This window comes from Nocardia sp. NPDC004718 (assembly GCF_053601535.1).
Genome location: NZ_JBSGCA010000038.1, coordinates 1 through 22,755, shown reverse-complemented (window position 1 = coordinate 22,755; position 22,755 = coordinate 1). Strand labels below are relative to the sequence as shown.

The 22,755-nt window shown below is 67.1% G+C and carries 20 protein-coding genes and 2 tRNA genes; 15 read left to right on the top strand and 7 right to left on the bottom strand.

Annotated features, from left to right (window positions below):
• Positions 1-164: 164 nt before the first annotated feature.
• Positions 165-1,001, top strand: a complete 837-nt coding sequence (locus ACWEH3_RS25635) for a phosphoribosylaminoimidazolesuccinocarboxamide synthase (protein WP_450019689.1) — start codon at positions 165-167, stop codon at positions 999-1,001.
• A 3-nt stretch (positions 1,002-1,004) separates the two neighbouring features.
• On the opposite strand, the gene ACWEH3_RS25630 is transcribed toward ACWEH3_RS25635, so the two are convergent.
• From ACWEH3_RS25630 to ACWEH3_RS25615, 4 genes are all read right to left on the bottom strand, one after another.
• Positions 1,005-1,523 (bottom strand): NUDIX domain-containing protein, encoded by a 519-nt coding sequence (locus ACWEH3_RS25630; RefSeq protein WP_450019770.1) that lies wholly within the window; start codon positions 1,521-1,523, stop codon positions 1,005-1,007.
• A 55-nt stretch (positions 1,524-1,578) separates the two neighbouring features.
• On the bottom strand, positions 1,579-2,844 hold the full coding sequence (locus ACWEH3_RS25625) for an RNA polymerase sigma factor (RefSeq protein WP_450019687.1): 1,266 nt from the start codon (positions 2,842-2,844) through the stop codon (positions 1,579-1,581).
• Positions 2,841-3,242 (bottom strand): YciI family protein, encoded by a 402-nt coding sequence (locus tag ACWEH3_RS25620; RefSeq protein ID WP_450019685.1) that lies wholly within the window; start codon positions 3,240-3,242, stop codon positions 2,841-2,843. Before ACWEH3_RS25620 ends, ACWEH3_RS25625 begins: the two co-directional genes overlap by 4 nt.
• Before the next feature lie 106 nt (positions 3,243-3,348).
• Positions 3,349-4,584, bottom strand: a complete 1,236-nt coding sequence (locus ACWEH3_RS25615; RefSeq protein WP_450019683.1) for an NAD(P)/FAD-dependent oxidoreductase — start codon at positions 4,582-4,584, stop codon at positions 3,349-3,351.
• Between the two features lie 179 nt (positions 4,585-4,763).
• Here ACWEH3_RS25615 and ACWEH3_RS25610 point away from each other — a divergent pair, with 179 nt between their 5' ends.
• Positions 4,764-5,405, top strand: a complete 642-nt coding sequence (locus ACWEH3_RS25610) for a mycothiol-dependent nitroreductase Rv2466c family protein (protein WP_355075946.1) — start codon at positions 4,764-4,766, stop codon at positions 5,403-5,405.
• A gap of 40 nt (positions 5,406-5,445) precedes the next feature.
• Here the strand turns inward: ACWEH3_RS25610 and ACWEH3_RS25605 are convergent, their stop codons facing one another.
• A complete protein-coding gene (locus ACWEH3_RS25605) occupies positions 5,446-6,555 on the bottom strand; it encodes a M48 family metallopeptidase (RefSeq protein ID WP_450019680.1) in 1,110 nt (369 codons plus the stop codon).
• Between the two features lie 175 nt (positions 6,556-6,730).
• On the opposite strand from ACWEH3_RS25605, the gene ACWEH3_RS25600 reads away from it, so the two are divergent.
• Together ACWEH3_RS25600 and ACWEH3_RS25595 are read left to right on the top strand one after the other, a co-directional pair.
• The gene (locus tag ACWEH3_RS25600; protein ID WP_450019678.1) at positions 6,731-7,204 is read left to right on the top strand and encodes a ribose-5-phosphate isomerase; all 474 of its coding nucleotides are present in this window, start codon (positions 6,731-6,733) and stop codon (positions 7,202-7,204) included.
• A gap of 23 nt (positions 7,205-7,227) precedes the next feature.
• Complete coding sequence (locus tag ACWEH3_RS25595) at positions 7,228-8,040, top strand: Fpg/Nei family DNA glycosylase (RefSeq protein WP_450019676.1); 813 nt, start codon at positions 7,228-7,230, stop codon at positions 8,038-8,040.
• A 15-nt stretch (positions 8,041-8,055) separates the two neighbouring features.
• Here ACWEH3_RS25595 and ACWEH3_RS25590 read toward each other — a convergent pair whose 3' ends face one another.
• Positions 8,056-9,006, bottom strand: coding sequence for a diguanylate cyclase domain-containing protein (locus ACWEH3_RS25590; RefSeq protein ID WP_450019674.1), 951 nt, complete (start codon positions 9,004-9,006; stop codon positions 8,056-8,058).
• Positions 9,007-9,997: 991 nt separating this feature from the next.
• Here ACWEH3_RS25590 and ACWEH3_RS25585 point away from each other — a divergent pair.
• Positions 9,998-10,071: transfer RNA gene (locus ACWEH3_RS25585), tRNA-Gly, on the top strand.
• 47 nt (positions 10,072-10,118) lie between these two features.
• A tRNA-Pro gene (locus ACWEH3_RS25580) sits at positions 10,119-10,195 on the top strand.
• A gap of 404 nt (positions 10,196-10,599) precedes the next feature.
• On the opposite strand, the gene ACWEH3_RS25575 is transcribed toward ACWEH3_RS25580, so the two are convergent.
• Positions 10,600-11,316, bottom strand: a complete 717-nt coding sequence (locus tag ACWEH3_RS25575; protein ID WP_450019672.1) for a MerR family transcriptional regulator — start codon at positions 11,314-11,316, stop codon at positions 10,600-10,602.
• Between the two features lie 266 nt (positions 11,317-11,582).
• Here ACWEH3_RS25575 and ACWEH3_RS25570 point away from each other — a divergent pair, with 266 nt between their 5' ends.
• From ACWEH3_RS25570 to ACWEH3_RS25530, 9 genes are all read left to right on the top strand, one after another.
• On the top strand, positions 11,583-12,035 hold the full coding sequence (locus tag ACWEH3_RS25570; RefSeq protein ID WP_379254301.1) for a hypothetical protein: 453 nt from the start codon (positions 11,583-11,585) through the stop codon (positions 12,033-12,035).
• A gap of 50 nt (positions 12,036-12,085) precedes the next feature.
• Positions 12,086-12,979 carry an ROK family protein gene (locus tag ACWEH3_RS25565; RefSeq protein WP_450019669.1) on the top strand — a complete coding sequence of 298 codons (894 nt, stop codon included), beginning with the start codon at positions 12,086-12,088 and terminating at the stop codon, positions 12,977-12,979.
• A 372-nt stretch (positions 12,980-13,351) separates the two neighbouring features.
• Positions 13,352-14,476 (top strand): GAF domain-containing protein, encoded by a 1,125-nt coding sequence (locus tag ACWEH3_RS25560; RefSeq protein ID WP_450019667.1) that lies wholly within the window; start codon positions 13,352-13,354, stop codon positions 14,474-14,476.
• Between the two features lie 68 nt (positions 14,477-14,544).
• A complete protein-coding gene (locus tag ACWEH3_RS25555; protein ID WP_450019665.1) occupies positions 14,545-15,549 on the top strand; it encodes a conjugal transfer protein in 1,005 nt (334 codons plus the stop codon).
• Between the two features lie 16 nt (positions 15,550-15,565).
• Positions 15,566-15,826, top strand: coding sequence for a hypothetical protein (locus ACWEH3_RS25550; protein ID WP_039796594.1), 261 nt, complete (start codon positions 15,566-15,568; stop codon positions 15,824-15,826).
• On the top strand, positions 15,823-16,368 hold the full coding sequence (locus ACWEH3_RS25545; RefSeq protein ID WP_450019663.1) for a hypothetical protein: 546 nt from the start codon (positions 15,823-15,825) through the stop codon (positions 16,366-16,368). The genes ACWEH3_RS25550 and ACWEH3_RS25545 overlap by 4 nt, the downstream gene beginning before the upstream one ends.
• Positions 16,368-18,893, top strand: a complete 2,526-nt coding sequence (locus ACWEH3_RS25540; RefSeq protein WP_450019661.1) for an ATP-binding protein — start codon at positions 16,368-16,370, stop codon at positions 18,891-18,893. Before ACWEH3_RS25545 ends, ACWEH3_RS25540 begins: the two co-directional genes overlap by 1 nt.
• Before the next feature lie 50 nt (positions 18,894-18,943).
• Positions 18,944-21,406, top strand: coding sequence for a hypothetical protein (locus ACWEH3_RS25535; RefSeq protein ID WP_450019659.1), 2,463 nt, complete (start codon positions 18,944-18,946; stop codon positions 21,404-21,406).
• 87 nt (positions 21,407-21,493) lie between these two features.
• Positions 21,494-22,366, top strand: coding sequence for a hypothetical protein (locus tag ACWEH3_RS25530; RefSeq protein ID WP_450019657.1), 873 nt, complete (start codon positions 21,494-21,496; stop codon positions 22,364-22,366).
• Positions 22,367-22,755 lie beyond the last annotated feature (389 nt).

The following is a 22,755-nucleotide window of genomic DNA, read 5'->3' as shown; positions in this document are numbered from 1 at the left end:
TCGGCGTGGCAGGCCGCGCGGGACTTTCCCGACCAACCCTAATGTTCGCGGCACTTACGCGCCGGTCCGCTGTGTGCGGCGGACGGCGCGGCGGCGGTGCTCGGGTACAGCGGTATTGTGCCTGGTACAGCGCAGGTTCACCCCACGGATTCGGAGGCTCGACGTTGAAGCATGTGCACGCCGGGAAGGTGCGTGACCTGTACGAGGACGGCGACACACTGGTGCTGGTCGCGTCCGACCGGGTTTCGGTGTACGACGTGGTGCTGCCGACGCCGATCCCGGACAAGGGCGCCCTGCTCACGCAGTTGTCCAACTGGTGGTTCGAGTACTTCACCGATGTGCCCAACCACGTGGTCTCGGCCACCGACGTGCCCGCCGAGTTCGCCGGTCGCGGCATTCGGGTGAAGCCGCTGAAGATGGTGCAGGTCGAATGCATCGCACGCGGTTACCTGACCGGGTCCGGGCTGGTGGAATACCGGCAGACGGGCTCGGTGTGCGGGATCGCGCTGCCGCCCGGTCTGCGCGAGGGCGACAAGCTGCCGGAGCCGATCTTCACACCGACCACCAAGGCGTCCGAGGGGCACGACGAGGCGATCACCTTCGCGGACGTGGTGAACCAGGAGGGACGCGAGGTCGCCGAGCGGCTGCGCGAACTCACCTTGCACATCTACGCCCTTGGCGCCGCGCACGCCGCCGAACGCGGTGTCATCGTCGCCGACACCAAGGTCGAATTCGGCTGGGACGGTGATGTACTCACCCTCGGCGACGAAGTGCTCACCTCTGATTCGTCGCGTTTCTGGCCCGCCGACGAGTGGGAGCCGGGCCGCGCGCAGCGCTCGTTCGACAAGCAGTTCGTCCGCGACTGGTCCACCTCCACGGGCTGGAACAAGGAGGCGCCCGGCCCGGAGATACCGGCCGATGTCGTCGCGGCGACCCGGCAGAAGTACGTCGAGGCCTACGAACTCATCACCGGCCGGACCTGGGCGGGCGTGCCGCGATAGCGGTCAGTCCGCGAGCAGCTCGGTCAGCCGGTCCAGGCAGGGCCGCTGGCCCGCCACGAGCTTGTCTCGCGCGGTGGGCGCGTCGAACCAGTCCGCGCGGTCGATCTCGGGGAACTCCGTGAGGCGGCCGGAGCGCGGCGGCCATTCCAACTGGAAGGTTCCCGGTACCACGGCGGCGGGATCGAGGTCGCCTTCGACGGCCCAGACGGTGAGCACCTTCTTGCCGCTGCTGTAACGCACCTCGCCCAACGGCAGCCACGTGCCGTCCGGGACCGGCAGCCCGAGTTCCTCGGCGAACTCCCGGCTCGCCGCGACCTCGGCGTCCTCCGTCTCCGGCTCGTACTCGCCCTTCGGAATCGACCACGCGCCCGAGTCTTTTCGCGCCCAGAACGGACCGCCCATGTGCCCGAGCAACACTTCGACGGCGCCGTCGGGGTTCCGGCGGAAGAGAAGGACTCCCGCACTGTGTTTGCCTGCCACACCGAGTAGTCTGCCCGGTCGCGATCGGTCGAGTGCCCGCATGCTGGTGCCCGGCGCGTCGCACAGCTGCTCCCGCCACAGCCATTCGGACATCCACTCAGCCGGTGCGATCCGCCCGCGCTTCGTGGCGCAGCCGTGCCGCACGGATGGTCAGGTAGTCGCGCTCGGGGACGCTCGTCGTGCGGGCGGCGGCCTTGGTGTAGCAGGCGATGGCCGCGTCGATCGCACCGGCCATCTCGTGCAGATGGCCGCGCACGGCGTCGAGCCGGTGGGTACCCGACAGGTGCTCGTCGAGGGTGTCGGCCAGCGCGAGACCAGCTTCGGGCCCCGCCACCATGGCCATCGCCACCGCCCGGTTCAGCGTCACCATCGGGTTGTCCGAAAGCCGTTCGAGCCGGTCGTACAGCGCGAGGATCTTGGTCCATTCGGTGTCCTCGGCACGCGGAGCCTGCGCGTGCAGGACCGCGATGGCCGCCTGGATCTGATAGGGCCCGCGCAAGCCGCCGGAGAGCGTGCCGGTGACCAAGGTCGTCCCTTCGGTGATCAGCGCACGATCCCACAGCGCGCGATCCTGTTCGGCCAGCGGGACGAGTTCGCCGTGCGCGCCGGTGCGTGCGGCCCGGCGGGCGTCGGTGAGCAGCATCAACGCGAGCAACCCGGTGACCTCGTTGTCGCCGGGCAGCAGCCGGTGCACGGCCCTGGTGAGCCGGATCGCCTCATCGGACAGGTCCGTTCGCTGCAACGTGTGCCCTGAACTGCTGGTATGACCCTCGTTGAAGATGAGGTACAACACGTGCAGTACCGCCCCCAGCCGCTCGCGCCACCGCTGATCGCCCGGCTGCGCGAAGGGCCGCTCGACGGTGGCCAGCTTCTTCTTCGCTCGCGTGATCCGTTGCGCCATGGTCGCTTCCGGCAGCAGGAAGGCGCGGGCGATCCGTTCGGTGCCGAGTCCGCCCACCGCGCGCAGCGTCAGCGCGATGGCGGCGGCGGGCGTCAACGCCGGGTGGCAGCACAGGAACAGCACGGTCAGCGTGTCGTCGTGGTCCACGGGGACGGTATCGGTCACCTCGCGGTCGAAAGCCGTTGTCTCCCTGCGCCGCCGGGCCACCTCCGCGCGCACGGCGTCGGCCATGCGGCGCTGCGCGACCTGGATCAGCCAAGCCCGCGGATTGTCCGGCAGGCCCTCCATCGGCCACTGGGTCGCGGCCGCGAGCAGCGCTTCCTGCAGCGCGTCCTCGGCGGTGTCGAAATCACCGAAGCGGCGGACGAGCGTTCCGAGGACCTGCGGCGCCAGTGCGCGCAGCAGGTCCTCGGTGCTCGCCGGGAGCGGTGTGTCGTCGGGCACCGCACTCCGGTCGCTCATTGCTCGGTGGCGGGGGCGCCCATCACCGCGCGAACTTCGATGTACTCGCCGATCGGTTTGCCCCGGGGGCCGGGGGCGGCGGAGGCCTGCGCCGCGATCTCGTAGGCCCGCTCGGGGCTGTCCACGTCGACGATCCAGTACCCTGCCAAGAACTCTTTGGTCTCCGGGAAAGGCCCGTCCGTGACCACCGGCGCCGACCGGCCGTCCGAACTGACGATCCGCGCCTCCTCCGGCCCGGCCAATCCCTGCGCGTCCACCAACTCGCCCGCCTCGGCCAGTTGCGCACCCAGCGCGCGCTGGAAGTCTATGTGCGCCTGGATCTCTTCCGGGGACCATTCGTTGATCGGTGTGTCGCAGTACTTGGTGGGTGCGTAGGTCTTCAGCAGCATGTATTTCATGGTCGATTTCCTCTCCGGCGTTCGGTCGCTGGGAGCGCTCCGGTGGCGCCCGCGAGGAGGTCGGAGCACGTCGCGTGCGTTCGACACATCTCTTCGGTGATCCACATCACAGCTCGGTCGAGGTGTCGGCCAGCCGATCCGGATCGACCGGTTCGCCCGCCAGGATCAGTTCCTTGATCCGGTCGGTCACGTCCCAGACGTTCACGTTCATCCCGGCGAGCACGCGGTTGTCCCCGTCCAGCCAGAACGCCACGAACTCGCGTGCCGCTGTGTCGCCGCGCACGACGACCCTGGCGTGTTCGCCCGGCGCGGCGTACCCGGTGTACTCCATGCCCAGGTCGTACTGGTCGGTGAAGAAATAGGGCAGCCGGTCGTAGGAAGCCCGCTTGCCGAGCATGGTCGCGGCGGCGACCGCGGGTTGGTTGAGCGCGTTGGCCCAGTGCTCCACCCGGACCCGCCTGCCGAGCACCGGATGCTGCTGGGCGGCGATGTCACCGACCGCGACGATGTCCGGATCGCTGGTGGCCAGGCGTTCGTCGACCAGTACGCCGCCGTCCACGGCGAGACCGGCGTCGGCGGCCAGTTCCACGTTCGGGCGCGCGCCGACGGCGACCAGCACCGCGTCGGCTTCGATCGTGCTGCCGTCGGCGAGCCGGACGCCGTTGGCGACCGCGGTCGCGATCGCGTCCTCGGTGGTGATCGCCTCGACCTGCGCGCCGAACCGGAGGTCGACGCCGTTGGCCCGGTGCAGATCGGCGAACACCTCGCCCATCTCCGGTCCGAGCACCGCGAGCAGCGGCAGGTCGGCGTGTTCGACGATGGTCACCTCGACGCCCGCCGCCCTGGCCGCGGCGGCGACCTCCAGGCCGATCCAGCCCGCACCGATGATGACGAGCCGCCGCGTCGCGCTGCCGAACAGCTCGATCAACGTGTCGGAGTCCTCGATGGTGCGCAACGTGTACACATTCGGCGCGTCGGCGCCGGGAACGGGCAGTGTCCGCGGCGTGGAGCCGGTGGCGAGCGCGAGCTTGTCGTAGGACAGTGTGGAACCGTCGGGCAGGGTGACCGTCTTGGCCGCGGGGTCCAGCCCGGTGACGGTGGTGCCGAGGCGGATGTCGATGTGGTGGTCGCGATACCACTGCGCGGGATCGACGATGAATTCCGGCAGCGCCTTCTTCCCGAGCAGATGCTCCTTCGACAGCGGCGGCCGGTGGTAGGGCAGGTGCTCCTCGGCGCCGATCAGTGTCACGCTTCCCTCGAAGTCCTTCTCCCGCAGGGCTTCCGCTGTCTTGGCCGCGCCCAGTCCGCCGCCGACTATGACGAAATGCTGGTCAGAACTCATCGCGGACTCCTTCTCCGAAGGGAACCAAGCTCCTGCCGGTCAACCCTACTGGCAGCCGTGCGCGCCGCTCGGGAAAACGGATGCCGCGGGTGGGAACGAATCGCGCGCCGCCGTGGTTGCTCGGTAGGGCGGCGCGGTGTGCGGCCGCCCGTCCGCATGCGATCGAGAGGAAGCCGCCCGTGACCGACGAAGCCACCAAGGACGTCGCCGATTTCTGGTTCGACCCGCTGTGCCCGTGGTGTTGGATCACGTCCCGCTGGATCCTCGAGGTCGAGCAGGTGCGCGACATCGAAGCCCGGTTCCACGTGATGAGCCTCTCGGTGCTCAACGAGGGCAGAGATGTGCCGCCGCAGTACAAGGAACTGCTCGACACGGGGTGGGGCCCGGTCCGCGTCGCGATCGCCGCGGCGCAGGAGCACGGCGACAAGGTGCTGTCGCCGCTGTACACCGCGATGGGCACGCGCATCCACAACCGGCGGGCCGAGTACGAACGCGAGAGCCGCAAGGAGACCCTCGCCGCGGTGATCGCCGACGCGCTGGCGGAGGTCGGTCTGCCCGCCGAGCTGGCCGCGGCCGCCGAGAGCACCGACTACGACGAGGCGCTGCGCGAGAGCCACCACGCGGGCATGGACAAGGTGGGACCGGACGTCGGCACCCCGACCATCCACATCAACGGGACCGCCTTCTTCGGTCCGGTGCTGTCCCGTATTCCCCGCGGCGAGGAGGCGGGCAAGGTCTGGGACGGCGCGGTGGCACTGGCGTCCTACCCGCACTTCTTCGAGCTGAAGCGCACGCGGACCGAAGATCCGTCGTTCGACTGAGCACCCGCGCCCGGGTGCCGTCGCGCGGCACCCGGCCCGGTCAGAACGCGGACTTCGGCGGGCTCGCGGGCACCTGGCCGTAGGAACTCGCGTACCCGCCCGCGGGCACACCGGCGCCCGCGGGCGGGGCAGGGCGCAGGAACAGCTTCCCGTGCCTGCTGCGATCGCGTAGCGCCCACATCCGCCAGGTGAGCACGGGGTGGCTGGACAGAGCGTTCACCATCCAGACGAAGAAGCCCTTCTCGACGGCCGCCCGGTCGGCCATCTCGTCGAAGCCGACCAGCCGGTTCATGTACTTGCCCGCGGCCAGGGTGCCCATGGCGGCGGACGCGCCGGTGTGCCGGTTGCAGAAGCCGTGGTTGTCGGCGGTGTACTCCTGCGCGCGGATCAAGCTGTTGCCGACGACCGGCAGGAACGGCACCAGGAACATGCCCAGCTGCCGCCAGTACGACGTGTGCCCCGCCGCTATGTGACCGACCTCGTGGCCGATGATGAACGCCAGCGCGTCGGGTTCGCGTGCGGCGCCGCCGATCTCGAACAGATCGCTGTAGACCACTACGTAGCGCCGGAACCCGTGCCCGCTGGCGAACGCGTTGATCTGGCCGTTGCCGAGCACCACGTACGCGTCCGGCACCTTCGCCATGCCGAAGCGAGCGGCGGCGTCCACCACCATCTGATAGCCCTCGGGGAACTGGGTCGGCGACATCTTCACGCCGTTCACCCGCTGGCCCGCGTAGTTGATGCCGCGACCGAACCACAGCAGCAGCGGGGCGGCCGCGAACGCGAGGACATACTGGTCGAAGTTCCCGGTGGCGAGCAGCACCAGCGCGACCAGATACGCGAACACGGTGAGCACCACCACCACGACGAGCATCGGTATCTCCCAGCTGTGCCGTGCGGGCATGCCGAACGGCGACAGACCGCGGGGCTGCCGCTGCGGCGGCGCCGCGGGTGGCACCTGGGCGCCGGGGTAGGACCCATAGGGCGCCGGATACGCAGCCGGGGGCGCGGACGGATAGGAGCCCGAGGTGTACTGCTGGCCGTACGACGCGGCAGGCGTGCTCGCGTCCGAGACCCACCCGCCCTGCTGGGCATACGGGTCGGCCTGTCGGCCCGCCTGGTCGGACGGCTGGGGTTCGAACGGCTGCATGGAATGAACTCTATTCAGTTGCCGGGAACGGGGTCGGCGCGTCGGCCGTGTCATCGGGCACTGTGGTCGCGAACACAACTGGCGCATCAGTCGATTCGCGCGGGCCCGCCGCGGTGTTAATCGCGGGGCAAACCCTCTCGCCGCCGCGCGGCGGCCACCTGACACAATGCCTGCCATGCGCGTTTACCTGGGTGCCGACCATGCCGGTTTCGAACTGAAGAATCACGTCAAGGCCCATCTGGAGCAGGCGGGCCACGAGGTCGTCGACTGCGGCGCGCTCGAGTACGACGCGCTGGACGACTACCCCGCCTTCTGCATCGAGGCGGCCCGCCGGACCGTCGCCGACCCCGGCAGCCTCGGCCTGGTGTTCGGCGGCAGCGGCAACGGCGAACAGATCGCCGCGAACAAGGTGCCCGGCGCCCGGTGCGCGCTGGCCTGGAGCGTGGAGACCGCGAAGCTGGCACGCGAGCACAACAACGCGCAGCTGACCGGCATCGGCGCCCGCATGCACTCGACCGAGGAGGCGCTGGCCATCGTGGACGCGTTCATCTCCACCCCCTGGTCGGGCGAGGAGCGCCACCAGCGTCGCATAGACATCCTGGCCGAGTACGAGAAGACCGGCATCGCGCCGGCGGTTCCCGCGTACTGAGCGCATCGAGGTCGTAGTCGGCTGTGCCGGAAGGACATACGCTGCACCGCCTGGCGCGGCTGCATCAGCGTCGCCTCGCGGGCGGTGTGGTGCGCGTATCGAGCCCGCAAGGCAAGTTCGCCGCGGGCGCTGCCCGGGTGGACGGGCAGGTGCTGACGAAGTCCGAGGCGTGGGGCAAACACCTCCTGCACCACTACGACTCGGGCCTGGCGGTGCACGTGCATCTCGGCCTGTACGGCACGTTCACCGAATCCGCGCTGCCGATGGGGGAGCCGGTCGGGCAGGTCAGGATGCGCCTGTTCGGGGAGCCGGACGGGCAGCCGGGCTTCGGCACCGACCTGCGCGGGCCTGCCGCGTGCGAGATCCTGCTGCCGCCGGAGGTGACGGCGCTCACCGACCGGCTCGGTCCCGATCCGCTGCGGCGCGGCGCTGATCCGGACCGGGCGTGGCAGCGCATCCATCGTTCCCGCAGGCCGATCGGCGCGCTACTGATGGACCAGCAGGTGGTCGCAGGGGCAGGCAACGTCTATCGCGCGGAATTGCTGTTCCGCCATGGGATCTCCCCGCATCGTCCGGGTACGGAGCTGTCCGCGGGCGAATGGGCGGACATGTGGTCCGATCTGGTCGCGCTCATGCGGGTAGGGGTGCGCGTCGGGAAGATGGTCGTGGTGCGGCCCGAACACGATCACGGCGAGCCCTCGTATGCCCCGGATCGCCCGCGCACCTATGTCTACCGCCGCCAAGGCGCCCCGTGCCGTCTGTGCGAGACGCCGATCGCCCATCAGGTGATGCAGGCGCGGAATCTCTTCTGGTGCCCCACCTGCCAACCCGGCTGACCCGGATCGGCCGGGTCAGCCGGCGACGGCGGTGTCGATGTCCGGCTCGTCCGCGAGGGCGAAGCGACGTCCACCGGCCGTCTTCGCGGAGTACATCGCGCGATCGGCGCGGCGCAGCAGATCGGTGAAATCGAGCGGGCTGCCCGGCGGGTTGTAGGCGGTGCCCACGCTGGCCGACACCGGAACGGGCCCGGCCGACGACCAGACCGGGTCACGCAGCGCGGCCACGATCCGATGCGCGAGGTCACCGAGGTTGTTGTGGTGGGGGTTGGTCGCGAGCACGAACTCATCACCGCCGTACCGGCAGATCACCGTGTCCGGCGGGCACGCTTCGCGCAGCCTGCTGGCCAGTTCGACCAGCACTTCGTCACCGATCGCATGCCCGTACCCGTCGTTGATCTGCTTGAACCGGTCCAGGTCGATCAGCAGCAACCCGACGCCGCGCGTCGGGTCGGTGGCCATCAGGCGCACCTTGTCCTGCAGCAGCGTCCGGTTGGCCAGATCGGTCAGCGCGTCGTGGGTGGCCTCGTGGCGCAACCGGTGCTGCAGCGCGGCGATCTCCTGCACGCGCAGCGACACCTTGGCCGACAGGTTCTGTTCCTGTTGCGCGAGAGCGCGCTCCTGAAGCGCCTGGGCGTAGCTGTCGATGGCCTGACTGGCGATGAACGGCCAGCGTGTGGCCACCAGGGAGCCGGGCGTGCCGGAGGGGAAGCCGAGCAGCCAGCGCGTGGCCTGCGCCAGCATCCGGATCCGGTCGAACGGCGCCTCGGCGAGCCGGGCCCCGAGCATGCGTGCTTCCGGAACCGGGAACGGCTCGCATCGCGCGAGTGTGAGCAGGCGCTCGACGATCTCGATCAGCACCGGTTCCAACTGCTGGGGCGCCGCGCCCGAACCGGGCTCGGCACAGACCGCACGGGCCCATGCTCGGGCCATGGCGGCTACCGGGGGCTCGATGTCGGTCGACATCGGACTCACCCGGTGTGGGCGACGTCGGTACCCAGGTGCCCTGTAGTCACACAGGCGCCGGCGTCACCCTGATCGTTCCCACTGCTACGCGGTTGCGTCCACCTGGTTCGGCACACGTTCACCGCCCCCTTTCCAGATACCCCCGTCCGGCAAAAAGGATCCTAGCAAGCCACTCGGCATCGAAAAGCGGCGATTTGCAACATGTTCTCGAGGCCCGGCGAATGGCGATCGGGTATGTGATCGTTCCCGTCGCGTTGGTGTTACACCGGATTCCCGTTCGCTGCAAAATCGCGGCGCGACGCGCTGGCGACACGCTGTACGAGGGGTGCGGAGAGCGGTGCGTGAGCCACGGGGGCGGTCCGGACCGTCCCCGCGCCGCTTGCTTCACGAGAATCTGTTCTCGCACGCGACGTCCTCGTCTTCCCTGTCGAGTGGCGAATGGTTGTTCCGGGCGTGCTCGGGGCGGGCGCCCGCTCGCTGTCCTCGGGCCGAACCGGCTCGGGTACCGTTCGCCGCCCAGTGGCACGATGTCGGTGTCATCCCGCTCTCCCCGCCATCGGGTTGCCGTGCGCTCGGCCGAGGGTTCGCTGGAAAGACTTCTCGGCGCAGACCGCCCGGAACCCTGCTCGGTATCGTGGCCGTGGCTGCTCGACACGCCGCGCGCGGCGGTTGTGACAGCGAGTCGTGCGGTCCTCATCGGAATTCCCTCGAGCGAAGTTCCTGGCGTGACATCTGTGTCATCTGAGTTTCGCCCACCGGAATCCGACACGCCAGAGTTTCAATGAAAAATTACCTTTAAAATTTCCGGCGCGCGCGGTGCCGCGTGCCCGCGCGCCCGCCGTGCGACACTGGATGCGGCAACCCTGGAGCGCTCCGGCGGGCAACCTGCGAGATCGCGCTGCGCGGGGGGCTGATTGGCGTTTCGGAAGCCTGGTTCGGTACAGTCGGATCGCACACGACATCGTGGCGATCCCATCGGTGTCGTATGCCTGCGGGTGTAGTTCAATGGTAGAACCTCAGCCTTCCAAGCTGATGGTGCGGGTTCGATTCCCGTCACCCGCTCCACGGAGCATTCATCCTCGTCGACGGCCGCCGCGTCGCCGCGAGGGCCACGGGGTGTAGCGCAGCTTGGTAGCGCATCCGCTTTGGGAGCGGAGGGTCGCAGGTTCAAATCCTGTCACCCCGACCATCGTTCGGGGGTGAGGTTCGTGCTCGGATCTCGATCGGCAGGCGGTGCCGCCGCCGCGCCGTCTTGGATCACCGGATCGGTATACCTACGTATCCCAGCGGGTTTCGCCCACGTGGGACGGCGGCCATGGGCAAGGCGAGGAGCCTCCGGAGAAGTACCCGCATCATCGCTTCCGTCTGCCGCTGCGGTCGCTGGGCACCCCGTGGCAACCCTTCGGCACCGGTCCTGAGTAGCCCAGTTCGACGATTCGCCGGCCGTCGCGTTCGACGCGCGAGATCGGGATACGAGACATTCGGGTCGCCGTCACCGGCGCAGCGCTCGAAAGGCTCGAACGATTTTGCCTACTTAAGTATTCGACAGCGCCGGATGGAAATAAGAGAACGGTCGGTTCGCGGCCCGCGCCGTCACTGTTCGGCTTGCCCCTGCGGGCTGGTGGCCACCGGCGGCAGCTCGGAGTGCCGGGCGAACGCCTGATCGATCAGCTCCGACGTGGCGCGGGTGACGATCAACCGGGCGATCGCCAGATCGGTCTCCAGTTTCGTGCGATCCCGCGGGGTTCGTGCGGATTCCTCGTAGGTCTGCCCGGCCAGCCGGTAGAACAACTCGGTGGCGAAGCGGTCGGCGATGCGATCGCAGTCGGCGCGCAGACGTTCGACCAATTGGAACGTGTCCTGCATAGGCAGCCCGGTGTCGTGCAGCCGGGTGGCCAGATCGCAGCACCGTGGATTCGTGACCCGATACGCCTCGAGCGGGTCCTCGCTGGAGGCCAGCGCCTGCTTCGCGTAGTCCGGCAACTCTGCGTAGCCGTCCTGTGGCTCGGTGGTGGCTTCCGGGTCTGCTTCGGCTGCGTTCTGACTCTTCACTCCGAGTACATCGGCGAGTCCGTCGCCACGGTCCCAGGCTTCGAGCAGTTCCCTGATCCCGTTCAGCTTCATGCCCCGCCCCAGCAAGCGGCTGATCGTTTGCAGCCGGTTGAGGTGGTCCGACCCGTAGTACCCGATCCGCCCGCGCACCTCCGGCGAGGGCAGCAGGCCTCGCTCGTGGTACACGCGGACGCTGCGCACGGTGGTGTCGGCTGCCCGTGCCAGTTCGTCGATCGTGAATTCAGAGTCTGCAGCCATGTTTAAAAGGAAACCATAGTCGGGCCCCCGTGGAAAACGGTCCGTTTCATAACGTGCCGTTAAAGACGGTAGCTGGGTGTTGCTTGAAGGTCAACGAGCCGTTACATAGCGGTACAAAGGGTTGTGTGCTGGGCAACAGTGGGCTACCGTGCGTAGACCAGCTTATCGCGGCTGGGTTCCGGGGACTGTTGAGCAGCCCTGATGACGTCCGATCCATGGGCCACGCACCTGCCAGAGGTGTGTGCTCGGCATCCCCGGAGATGGCTATGAGCATTACGCGAACCCTTCCGATGGACACGGGATCCATTGCGTCAGCAAAGATCTCGTCGATTCCGGCAAAGTCGAACCAGCGGCCCCCGTGCGCCGACGTCCCGGACAACTGGGACATGGACAGCGGGAATCCGGATGCCTGGCGAGCGGCGGTGCGTACCTGCCAGAGTTGCCCGCTGCTCACGCAGTGCCGCCAATTGGCGCAGACGCTGACCACCCGTGGTGACGGTCCTCGCGCGATGATCTGGGCCGGCGTCGCCTATGACAACTCCGGCAGCGTCATCGAGAACCTGGACCGGCATCGCGCCGCGCCGATCGACCACAAGCGCCCTATGCGCATCATTCGCAACGGCCCGCGTCCGCTGCGCACCATATCCACTCTTCCCGCGCCCCGTCGGCACATCGTGCTCGGGCAGCCCCTGAAGCCGACCGGCACCGACGGTCTGTGACTATGCTGCGTGCAGCTTTCCGCGTCGAGTCCTTCGGTGGTGCGTAACTCATGACAGTGCTGGCATTGGAGATCGGGTCGTCGGGCTTCGCGGCGACCCGGGTCGCGGACGATGTCGACACCGACGACGTCCGGAGGATCCCGATCCCGGTGACGGGCGCCTGGGATAGATGCCAGGAGCTGCTGCTCGAGGTCGCGGGTGGTGGCGAGGTCACCGCACTCGGCATCGCTTCGGCCGGGCCGATCGACATGGCGGCGGGGGTGATCGCTCCTTCCGAGGTGCCGGAATGGCGAGCCGGTTTCGGCATCGTTCGAGCCGCGCGGAAGTTGTTTCCTAAAGCGCAGGTTCCGCTCGCGCTGGACGGCGTCTGCCTGGCGCTGGCGGAGCGAGGTTTCGGCGCGACGAGCGAAGTGATGGACAGTCTGGCGCTCAACGTCTCCGATCGCGTCACCGGCGGTGTGGTCGTCGGCGGCTTCGTGTTGGTGGGGCGTACCGGCAACGCGGGCCACATAGGTCATGTCCTGGTTCCCGGCTTCGACGATCGGTGCTCGTGTGGCGGCCGCGGTTGCCTGGAGGCGGTCGCCGGTGGCCTGGCCGTGGTGCGCTGGGCGCGGGAGCAGGGCTGGGCGGGCGCGTCGGTGCAGGAACTGCTGGACGCCGCCCGCGTGGGCGAGGACATTCCCGCCGCGGCGCTCGGTCGAGCCGGAACGGCGCTCGGCCGCGCGATCGCCTCCGCGGCGGCACTGCTCGATCTCGACCTCGTCGTGCTCGGCGGCTCGCTCGCCGCCGCGGGGCCCGCGCTGTGGAAACCACTCGGCGAGGCGGTCGCCACGCATGCCAGGGTGAGCTTTCTGCCCGGATTGCGGGTGATTCCCTCGCAGCTGGGAGACGTCGCGACGATCATGGGCGCGGGTGTGCTTGCCCTGTCCGGAAGGAATGCCTGATCGATCGCGCGGTGGTGTAATGCCCTGCGCGCGAGCGTATTCGAGCCGCGTATGGATTGCCGCCGGAATGCCGTCGGCTGCGGTCGACGGCTTCCGTTGATCTTGTAGACCAGTTTGCGGTGGATGTGCCGTTGGGCTGCGCGCCGGTCCAAGGGGGTTCTCCCGAACTGGACGTGAACAAAATGAACTCGGCGGCGCGTGCTTCGTCGACATGGTGGAGACTTCATAAGAACAGGCGGCGATGTCACGGAGTTGATTGCGCCGCTAAATAACGGTACATTGCCTGAGTCACAATGTCTCATACGGGTTGGCGGACCCGGAGGAACGGCTGGTCGGGCAAGTGCGAAGCGAAGTGGCACAGTGATTCCATGGGTGACGATCGAGACGTTGACGCCGGACGGCATGTCCGTGGCGTCGGTGGGGGATGCACCGCGTGAGTTCGCGAGCTGGCAGCGGGTGCTGCAGCGAACCCTGTCCAAAACACCGGCGCTGTACGACAAACTCACGACCGCAGGGCTGACGGAGGCGATCCAGGCCGCGCACGATCAGGCGCAGGACGTCGACCTCGCGATTCAGACGCGGGCGGGGCGGCACCAATTGCTCATCCGCCCGATCTTCGGCCCGGCGGGCGACGTGCACGCGGTGCGACTGTGGCTGGGCCCCGCGTCCGAGCGGGTGCCTACGTTGCGCCCGGCGGTGGGCGCCATCTGGGACCTGAGCAGTCAGACCATTCAGCAACCGAGCGGCATCACGCGGCTGTCCGGCAGTACCGCCGAAGAGTACGTCCCTAGGATGTCGATCGCGGAACTGTTCCACCGGGTATCGAGTTTCGACCGGCACGCCGAGATGCTCGATCTGCTCTACGACCCCAAGCCCGGTGAGCGAATGCAATTCGACACCACCGTGATACACGGATTCGGGCGGCCGGCCCAATGGCGGATCACCATTCGTGCCCGCGACGACGACCGCACGCGCGGCGCTTGGTGGCTGATCGAGGACGTGACCTCGGAGAACGCGCCGGCGGCGTGGCCGACCTTGGAACGAATCGGATTGCGGGAGGCGCATCGCCGGGCGGGTACGCATCTGGCCGTGGTCCAGCTCGAGCACACCAGCATCTCGCACTGGCTCACCGATCCCGCGCCGTGGGTGCGGTGGGACTATCTCTTCCGTCCGGTCGACGTCTTCCATCCGGACGACCGTCCCCGGCTGGCGGAGCTCGGCGAACGGCTGCGGTCGGGCGACAGCTGCGGCGTGACATTGCGGGTACTCAACTACGGCGGCGGTTACACGCCCACGTCGCTGCTCCTCTACCCCTATCCCGGGTACTCCAGCAGACAGCTGGCGATCGCCCAGCTGGTCCGTGTCGCCGACGACGTTCCGTTGCTGGAAACCCCTCGCCAGGTGCTGGAACCGCGGCAGCGAAACGCGCCCATCGGCTACGACGAACAATTGCGTCATTGGCTCGCGGGCCGGATGAAAAGCAACCCCGCCTGCTGACAGTTTAGTTCCCATGAGTGGGAACTACCGGCCGGTTAACAAGGCCTGTGCTCTCTACCATTTCGAGAGTGAGGACAGGCATTCGGGAGTCGGCAGATTCGGGTGAGGCACTGCTTCGCCGGATGGCCGCCCGCCGCCGTCGCGACAACATTGTGGTCGCGGTGCTCGCCGTTCTCGCCGTACTCGGCGGCGGCCACGCGATTCTCAGTGTCTTCGACTCCGGTCCGCCCGCGCCGTCGGATGATTCGACGACGGCAATCGTCGGGCATGCGCAATTGGCCGGTTCTTACGCCGAGCAGTTCGTCGTCGCCTACCTCAGCGCCGTCGCGGGACAGCAGGACCGGATCGGCGAATACGTCGGCTCCAATCAGCAGATCGCGTTGCCTTCATCAGCGCGTCAAGTCTCCGACCCGTCGGTCGTCTATGTATCGCGCGCGCTCTCGGCGGGCGGGCTCGAAGTCTGGTCGGTGACGGTGTCGGTCCGAGTCGGCAAAGTCGGCGCCGCGACCGCGCCGGACCAGCGGCAGTTCTACCGTGTCGCGGTCTCGATATCCGACGGACGGCTGCGTGCGCTGTCGACACCCGCCCTCGTCCAGGCTCCTTCGAAGGGCGTCGATCTCAAACTGGCCTACGGTGCGCCCTGCGCGCCGGATACTCCGCTCGGACAGGTCGCGGCGGGTTTCCTGAGCGCCATGCTGGCCGGGAACGGTGACGTGGCCCGCTACATCACTCCCGATGCCGGGCTGGCCGCGCTGAAACCGCCGCCCTTCACCGCCGTCGAACTGACCTCGCTCACCACGGACGATTCGAGCTGCGGCTCCGGCGGCGCGAAGGCCCAAGTGCTGGCCACCGTCAACCCCAAAGCCGATACGGGAGCGACCGCGACGCTGGCCTACCCGCTCACCATGATCCGCAATGCGGGCCAGTGGCAGGTGGTGTCCATAGATCCGATTCCCGCCTTGTCGAGTCCGCTGGCGGTAGTCGTCGGTCAGGATTCCCGCGGCGGAGCGCCGCCCACTTCCACCTCGTCTTCCTCGCCGACGGTGACGATTCCGCCGGCGACACAGAACTGATCCGAGAGGCAGCCCGATGGGTAATCTGAGCAACATCCTCTATGGCATCCTGATCTTTGTCCGATGGGGCGGGATGATCATCATCGCCATCGTGACCATCGGTGTGGTGATTTCCGAGGCAGCGAAATCGAGGTTGTCGCCGGCGCGGATCATCGTCGTCTTCGGATCGGGATTGATGGCCGGGGTGGTGATCTGGATTCTGCCCACGACCATCAACTACGCGCGCACGGACGCGAACCTGATCGTTCCCGATCACCCTATCGGTGGTTATCGATGACCCAAGTCATCAAGGTGTTCACGCCGATCAAACGTGTTCCCACGATGATCGGCAAGGCGCAGAACGGGCAGAAGCTTCCGTTCGGTCCCTACACCCTGCCCCAGGTCGCCGCCGGTGTGGCGATGATGTCGGTGACCTCGGTGTGCGCCATGACTTTCCCGCTCAACCCTGCCGTCACGTTCATCACGGGCCTGGCGCTGACCATCCTGGTGGTCTTCGTGCTGGGCCTCGTCCCTTATACGGGTGTCCGGATGACCTCGCGGGCCCTGTGGCTGGGCAGGCTCATCGTCTACCGCAAGCCGGTGTCCGCCTCCGGTATGCCGATCACCGGCGACTCGGTGCGCCACACCATGTTCATCGAGGAGACCGTGGTCCTCTTGCTGCCCGACCACCCCGGCGCGGCCGTGGCCGCCGAGCCGAAGCCTGGTATCCGCATGCTCGAGGTGGTGAGTGGGGGCGGCAAGGCTACCGACCTGTGGCGGCGGCTGAACGGTAACGACAACGGCAACGGCAACGGCCCGAATCCCGGAGGACGCCCCTGATGGCACTCGGACGAGACCTACAGCCCACCGCGGCGATTCGCGGCAATCTCCAGTTCACCCATTCCGGGCTGGTTACCGCGACCTACTTCATCAATCCGCTCGGCTACGGGCTGCGCAAGGCCAGCGACAAGTACGACGTGAAGCTGGCGCATCACGCGCTGGTCACCAACTTGCCGAGCGGATCGCTGCTGCTGGGCATCCAGGCGCGGCTGAACACCATCGATGTGCTCACCAAGATGGTCGAGGGCGTCGACCTGGACGAGTGCGAGGACTACGCCGACGAGGTGGTCGCGTCCTACGAGCGTGTGTATGCGATCATGCCGCAGACTCGCATCTTCCTGCTGTCGATCCCGGTCGGGGCCAGCAACTCCAGCATTTCCGCGTTGTCGCGGCTGTGGCGGGGCAGCACCACCACCATCGACGCGACGGCGATCTCCCGTGCCGACCTGGACCAATACGACGAGAAGGCGAACGAGATCCTGTCCAGGGTCGGCGGGGACTTCGATCCGGTGCCGGTGCCCGCCGCCCTGTTCCAATGGCTCTGGGAGCACTACCTTTCGCGTGGCGCGGCAGGTGATCCGGTGGCGCCCACCCGGGCGGGCGCGTTGGATGACGCGACGGCGGCGGTGTTCCGCTCCGCGGCGCTCGACGAGGGCGCGCAGGCCGACAGCAACCGGCGTATCCGGCCGTCGTTCGTCCCGGTGGTCAAGGTGGTGCAGCCGGATTTCGAATACCGTCCGTCGTATCAGGCGATGCTGACGCCGCACTCGTTCCCCTACGCGGGCATGACGTTTCCCGGGGGCAGCGAGTTCCTCAACGTGCTGGAGGGTCTCGGCGACGTCACCGTCGACTGGGCTATGCGGATCTCGACCAAGCCCGCCGAGCAGGTCCTCAAGAACAACGAACTCAGTTTGCGCCGGCTGGGCGAGCAGATGGATCAGCGGGATCAGGAGGTCTCCTTCGCGCAGAACACGCTGGCGTCGAAAGCGCGGATGCTCGGCGAATACAACCAGCACTTCGAAGTCAACGGCGGTGAATCGGAGGTTTCGTTCACCACCGTCATCGCCATCGGCGGCCCGTCACGGGACGCCACGATGGATGCCGTCAACACGCTCAAGCGGCGCTACAAGCGTTTCCAGGTCGACATGACCGCGCCGGTGGGCGCGCAGGTCGACCTGTGGTCGATGTTCATACCCGGCAGCGCGCCGCGGCGGGCCTTCGACGATTACGCCCATATCGTCCCCTCGGACATGTGGGCCGGCTTCGTGCCGTTCACCACCAGTCAGATCGGCGACGACAGCGGTCCGGTGATCGGGGTCAACCTGCTGTCCGGCCATTTCGAGCCGATCCACTTCGGCATCATGGAAGCCGCGCTGCACGACCTGTCCGCATCCTTCGCGGTGACCGGCGAACTCGGTTCGGGCAAGTCGTATTTCCTGAAGTTGATGGCCGTGCTCGTACACGACATGGGCGGTCAGTTCCTCGCCATCGACCGCAGTCAAGTCGGCGAATGGGAGCACTTCGCGCGGTCGATCGATGACGCGGTCATCATCGATCTGGCGAATCCCACGGTGTCCCTCGATCCGTTGCGGTTGTTCAACCCGCGGATCGCCGGTGAACGGGCATTGGACTCCATCCTTCCGCTCCTGGATCTGTCACCGACCTCGGGTGCGGGCGCGGCGGCGAGCAATCTGCTGTCACCACGAGGCATGGCCGAGCACAAGATCAAGAGCTTGCTCGATCTGTTTCACGTCGTGCGCCGCTTGCGAGAGCATCCCGAGCGAGGCGAGGAGTACGCCGATTTGGCGGCGCGGCTGGGCACCGTGGTGGAGCGGGTGCCGGTGCTGTTCGATCCCAAGCTGCGACCGCTGCGCCTGGATGCCGCCGCGACGGTGGTCCGCAGTCACAACCTGCAACTGCCGAGCGCCGAGGAACTCACCACCCCGCACCTGTACAACAGGTTGCCGCTGACCAAGCGGCTCGGCACGGCGCTGTACGAACTGGTCGGCGTGGCGGCACGGGAGGCGTTCCTCTCCGACAACGGCAGGTTCGGCCTGCTGGTCGGCGACGAGGCACACCATTTCACGCAGACGCAGGTCGGCTCCTCGGTCACTTCGGATTTCAGCCGTGACGGCCGCAAGCACTTGGCCGCGATCGGGCTCGCCTCGCACGACCCGGCCACGGACTTCCAGGGTGCGGCGCACAACCTCATCCCGAACCGGTTCGTCTTCCGGCAGCGCGACGAGACGCTGGCGCGCAACAGTTTGGAGTGGCTGGGCGTCGATCTGGAGGAAGCCCCGTTCCTTTTGCAGATCCTGCGCGAAGAGACCTCGCCTCCGGTCGGGCCCGGTCGGCAGATCCCCGAGGAGCGCCGTGGCGAGATGTTCATGCGTGACGCGCTGAACCGCATCGGTCGCGGCAAGGTGCTCGGTCCGGCGCGTCCCGACCGGGCCGCGGCGATCACGAGCACCCCGACCAGCGTCAACAGTGTGCGGTCCAGCCTGCCGGAGCGATTGGTGCGCTGATGAGATCTCTACTCGGCTCGAGCATTCGCACAGATCAGTCTTCTTTCGGGATGCCCTGGGAACCGCAGTTCTGGGACACGGACCGTTGGCGGCCGCAGATAATGTTCCGGCGATTCCGGACTTGGATCGCCGCATCCCGTCGTCGTCGGCGAACCGCGTGGATCGTCCTGGCCCTCTTCGCGCTGTTCGTCTTTCCGGGCCTCGTTCATGCGGTGTCCGGCGCCCAGCCTGGCACCGCGACTCAGGGAACCGCACCCAACGCCGCGACCAGCTGGATGAACATCAGGGACTCCTACGGGGTCAATGTGTCGAGCTATATGCTGGTGGTCGATCGCGGCGGAGTGCTGAATCTGGGCAATTTCGCACTGTGGATCATCCTCATGCCGTTGTTCGCGGTATGGCAGCTCTTATCCATCACAGGGGTCTGGCTCCCGGCCAAGGCGCTGGATTTCCAGTGGCTGAACCTGATCAGCGCCCCAGTGCAAGCGATGGCCCGCAACTTGACAACGCAGATCGCGACGCCCCTGATGGCCGCGACGGCGCTTGCGATCGGTGCCTTCTTCGTGGGTTATTTCATCGTTCGTGCCCTGTACGCCAAGGCCGTTACGCAGGTCGTGACGATGATTTTCTTCGCTATCGCAAGCGTGTTCTTCCTGGCGAACCCGTTGGGTGAGGCACTGTCCGACCACGGGGTGCTGGTGCAAGGGCGTGACTTGGGACTCTCGGTCGCGGCGGGTCTGAACGGGAACAGCAATCCTAATCCGAACCAATTGGTCGCCACGCTACAAATGACCATGGCGGACAATTTCGTGCGCTATCCGTTGCAGGTGTGGAACACCGGGCACGTCGTGGACAGCAACCCGTCCTGCCGGGCGGCGTGGTCCGCAGGCATGGCGGCAGGCAGCGAAGACCGGGTGCGCAACGGGATGAGATCGTGCGGCGACAGCGCCGCATATTCCGCGATGCAGAATCCTGGCGTCGGCCAGATCGGAGCCGGACTGCTGTTGTTGCTGTGCGCGGTCATTCTCTTGGCCTTCGCCGCGTATCTGTCCATCAAGATCATGTGGGCCGCGCTCGACCTCATCTACTACGGGTTCGCGTCGATCTTCGGGTTCGCCGCGGGTGGCTACATCTATGGCCCGACGCAGACGTTCACCGTTCGTTGCGTGGTGCACGGCTTCATCTCCGCGGGGAAGATGGCCTTCTTCGTGATCGCGCTCGGCGTTTACGAACTGTTGCTGGGCAGCCTGTTCCGGGCCGCGAACGGTCAGATCATGGTGGTCTTCGTCATTGGTGCGGGTGTCGAGATCATCGCTATCATCCAGGTGCGGCGCCTGAGCCGAAATATCGACGAGGCCAACGACTGGGTGACCAACCGTATCGGGGCGGCGATACAAAGCGGCGGATCGTCAGGGGGCGGCGGTGGCGCCCCACTGGGTATGGGCTTGGGCATGGGCAACTCGGGTGCGGCCAACTCCATGTCCGCGCTCGCGATGCTCGGCGCGGTCAGCACCATCAACAGTTCGCCGGTCACAGCGTGGCTCGCCGGGGGGCGCCTCAACCCGTTCAGTCCGTGGTCCTGGCTGGACCATATGGACAAGAAGAACAAGGCGCGGGGCATGAAGACCAAGGACCTGCGAGCGGCTGCACACGCGGGGGTGAACACGCAAGTGCACAACGCGAATACCGCCCGCGACGGCATCGCACGCGCCAGGCGGCGCGCTCGGGACCTTCGGTTGGCCTCGACTGCGGATAGGGAAGCCGCGTTCGCCGCGCAGAATGTCGTGCATATGACAGGTATGTCGTCCAATATCCCCTTCGCCCTCCAGATGGCCGGTGTCAGGCAGAGCGTCTTGCACCGGGCCTGGAACGCCGCAACGGATGTCATCAAGCATACTGATAAAGAGCCGCTTCAGTCGGGTCACATCGGAAGCGTCGTCGCCGCTCACGGGCTTTTCGAGAACGATCTGGTGAACGGACATGATCCGCATATGATGATGGCCAGGTTCCATGCCCTGGAGGCCGTCGTCGATCGGTATCGAGGCGATTTCCCCGGTGGCGTCGCGCTCCGGAGTCAGGAATTGGAAAATCTCGGCAGATCGTATGTCTTGCATCCTGAAATGGATTTCATTACAAAATTGCAGAAAATTGCGAGCGGCGATACATCCGATACTATCTTGGTGCACGGCGCCCATATTGCCGACGTCAACCCCGAACAAGCGGACCGGTTGGGGAAATGGATCACCAACGAGCATGCACTTCGCATCCAGGCCGCCACCAATTGGGTGGCGCAGGATCCAACCGACCTCGAACGGGTTCGGGTGCTGCGTGCCGAGATCGACAACGGCACCCAGACAATCCAATATCAACAAGGGAAGATGAGTACCGGTGCCAACTCGCTCGCGCAACCGGACACCGCTCACAGCCCGTTCACGCCGCCGGACCCGAGGCATCCAGACGAGCCTCGCATACCGTGGGATTTGATAGATAATCTCAGAAACAGACGTCCCTGATCCGCATCGGGATTCGAAGCGTATGGCAACGTGTCGAAACGCACAGAAAGGTTCTCGATGATTGGTCGTCTCCTGACATTCATACTGATGCCGATGTGGGTATGGGTGGTGCTGGGGGGCGTCGGCGCCGTGTTGCTGCTTCTGATGGGCCTGGTACTGGTCATCGGCGGCGCCACCTCATCGATCGCGTCCGACCTGCATTACCAGTGCGACAGTGCGGTGGGGCCCGACCCCTCCTTGACCGTGACGGCGAGTCGCGCCTCGACGGTGGCGCGGCCGACGGCGCAGAGCGCGCCGACGGGTGGGGTGACCACCGTTCCCACCACCAACCCGTACGCGGAACTGACCATCGCCCCGGACGACACCGGCGCGTCCGACTGGCAGCGTGCCTGTGCGACGGCGCTGAAAGACGCGCCGTATCAGAACGCGCCGTTGCTGACGGTGGGCTCGGGAGTCGGCGCCGATTGCGCGCGTCAACTGGCGCTCGCGCAGTCACGAGGCGCGTCGAGCGGAGCGGAGAGCAGTGCCGGTGCGCGGATGGATGCCGCCGAGTTCACCAGAACGGTGATCTACCGAGCCTCCGCCGCGCAGTCGACGGGGCAGTGCTCACTCACCGCGCCCGTCGGCGCGCAGACGCCGTCGGCGGACGTCGCACGCCCGCAGGACAGTTCGGTTCGGCGAGCGTGCGGACAATCCGACAGCTCGGGCGCCTCCGTCGTCGTACTGCCGAATACCGTGGCGGCGCAGGGTGCCTGCGGTCAGCGGGTGGACCTCTCGGCCGTATCGGCGGGTGATCTGGTCTTCTGGAACTACCGGAACAATGCGCCGACCGAAGTCGGGATCGCGGTCGGCGGCACCACGCTCGTCTTCGTGGATTCGTCGAGCGGAGGCTTGGTGGAACGGTCAATCCCCAGTGCGGACGACGTGCGGGTGAAGCGAGTGCTCGGCAGTGGAATGTGATGAGTAAGCGATGCCGCCAACAGAAGTAGAGCCCCAGATAGAGACCGGCGAGGACCCCGAGGCGACGCCGGGGCCGGTGACGCCGTGGTCGAACCGGCCGGATCAGCAGCGGCAACGGCCGGGTGGGGTGCCGGGACAGCCTGGTAGCCCGTCCCCTGGACCGGGGCAGTCCGGCGCTCCAGGCCCGGGCCAGTCGGGGTCCGGTCAGCCGAATGGAGCAGGCGATCCGGGTCAGGCCGGTCCGTCGCAGGCCAATCCGGGTTCGTCTGTTCCGCCTGTTCCGGGTCATGCTGTGCCTGGTCAGCAGGGTGCTGTTCCTGGTCAGGGGTCGGGTCAGTCGGTTGAGGGTGGTCCGGGTGGTGTGGTGGCTCCGCGGGTGGAGGCGGTGC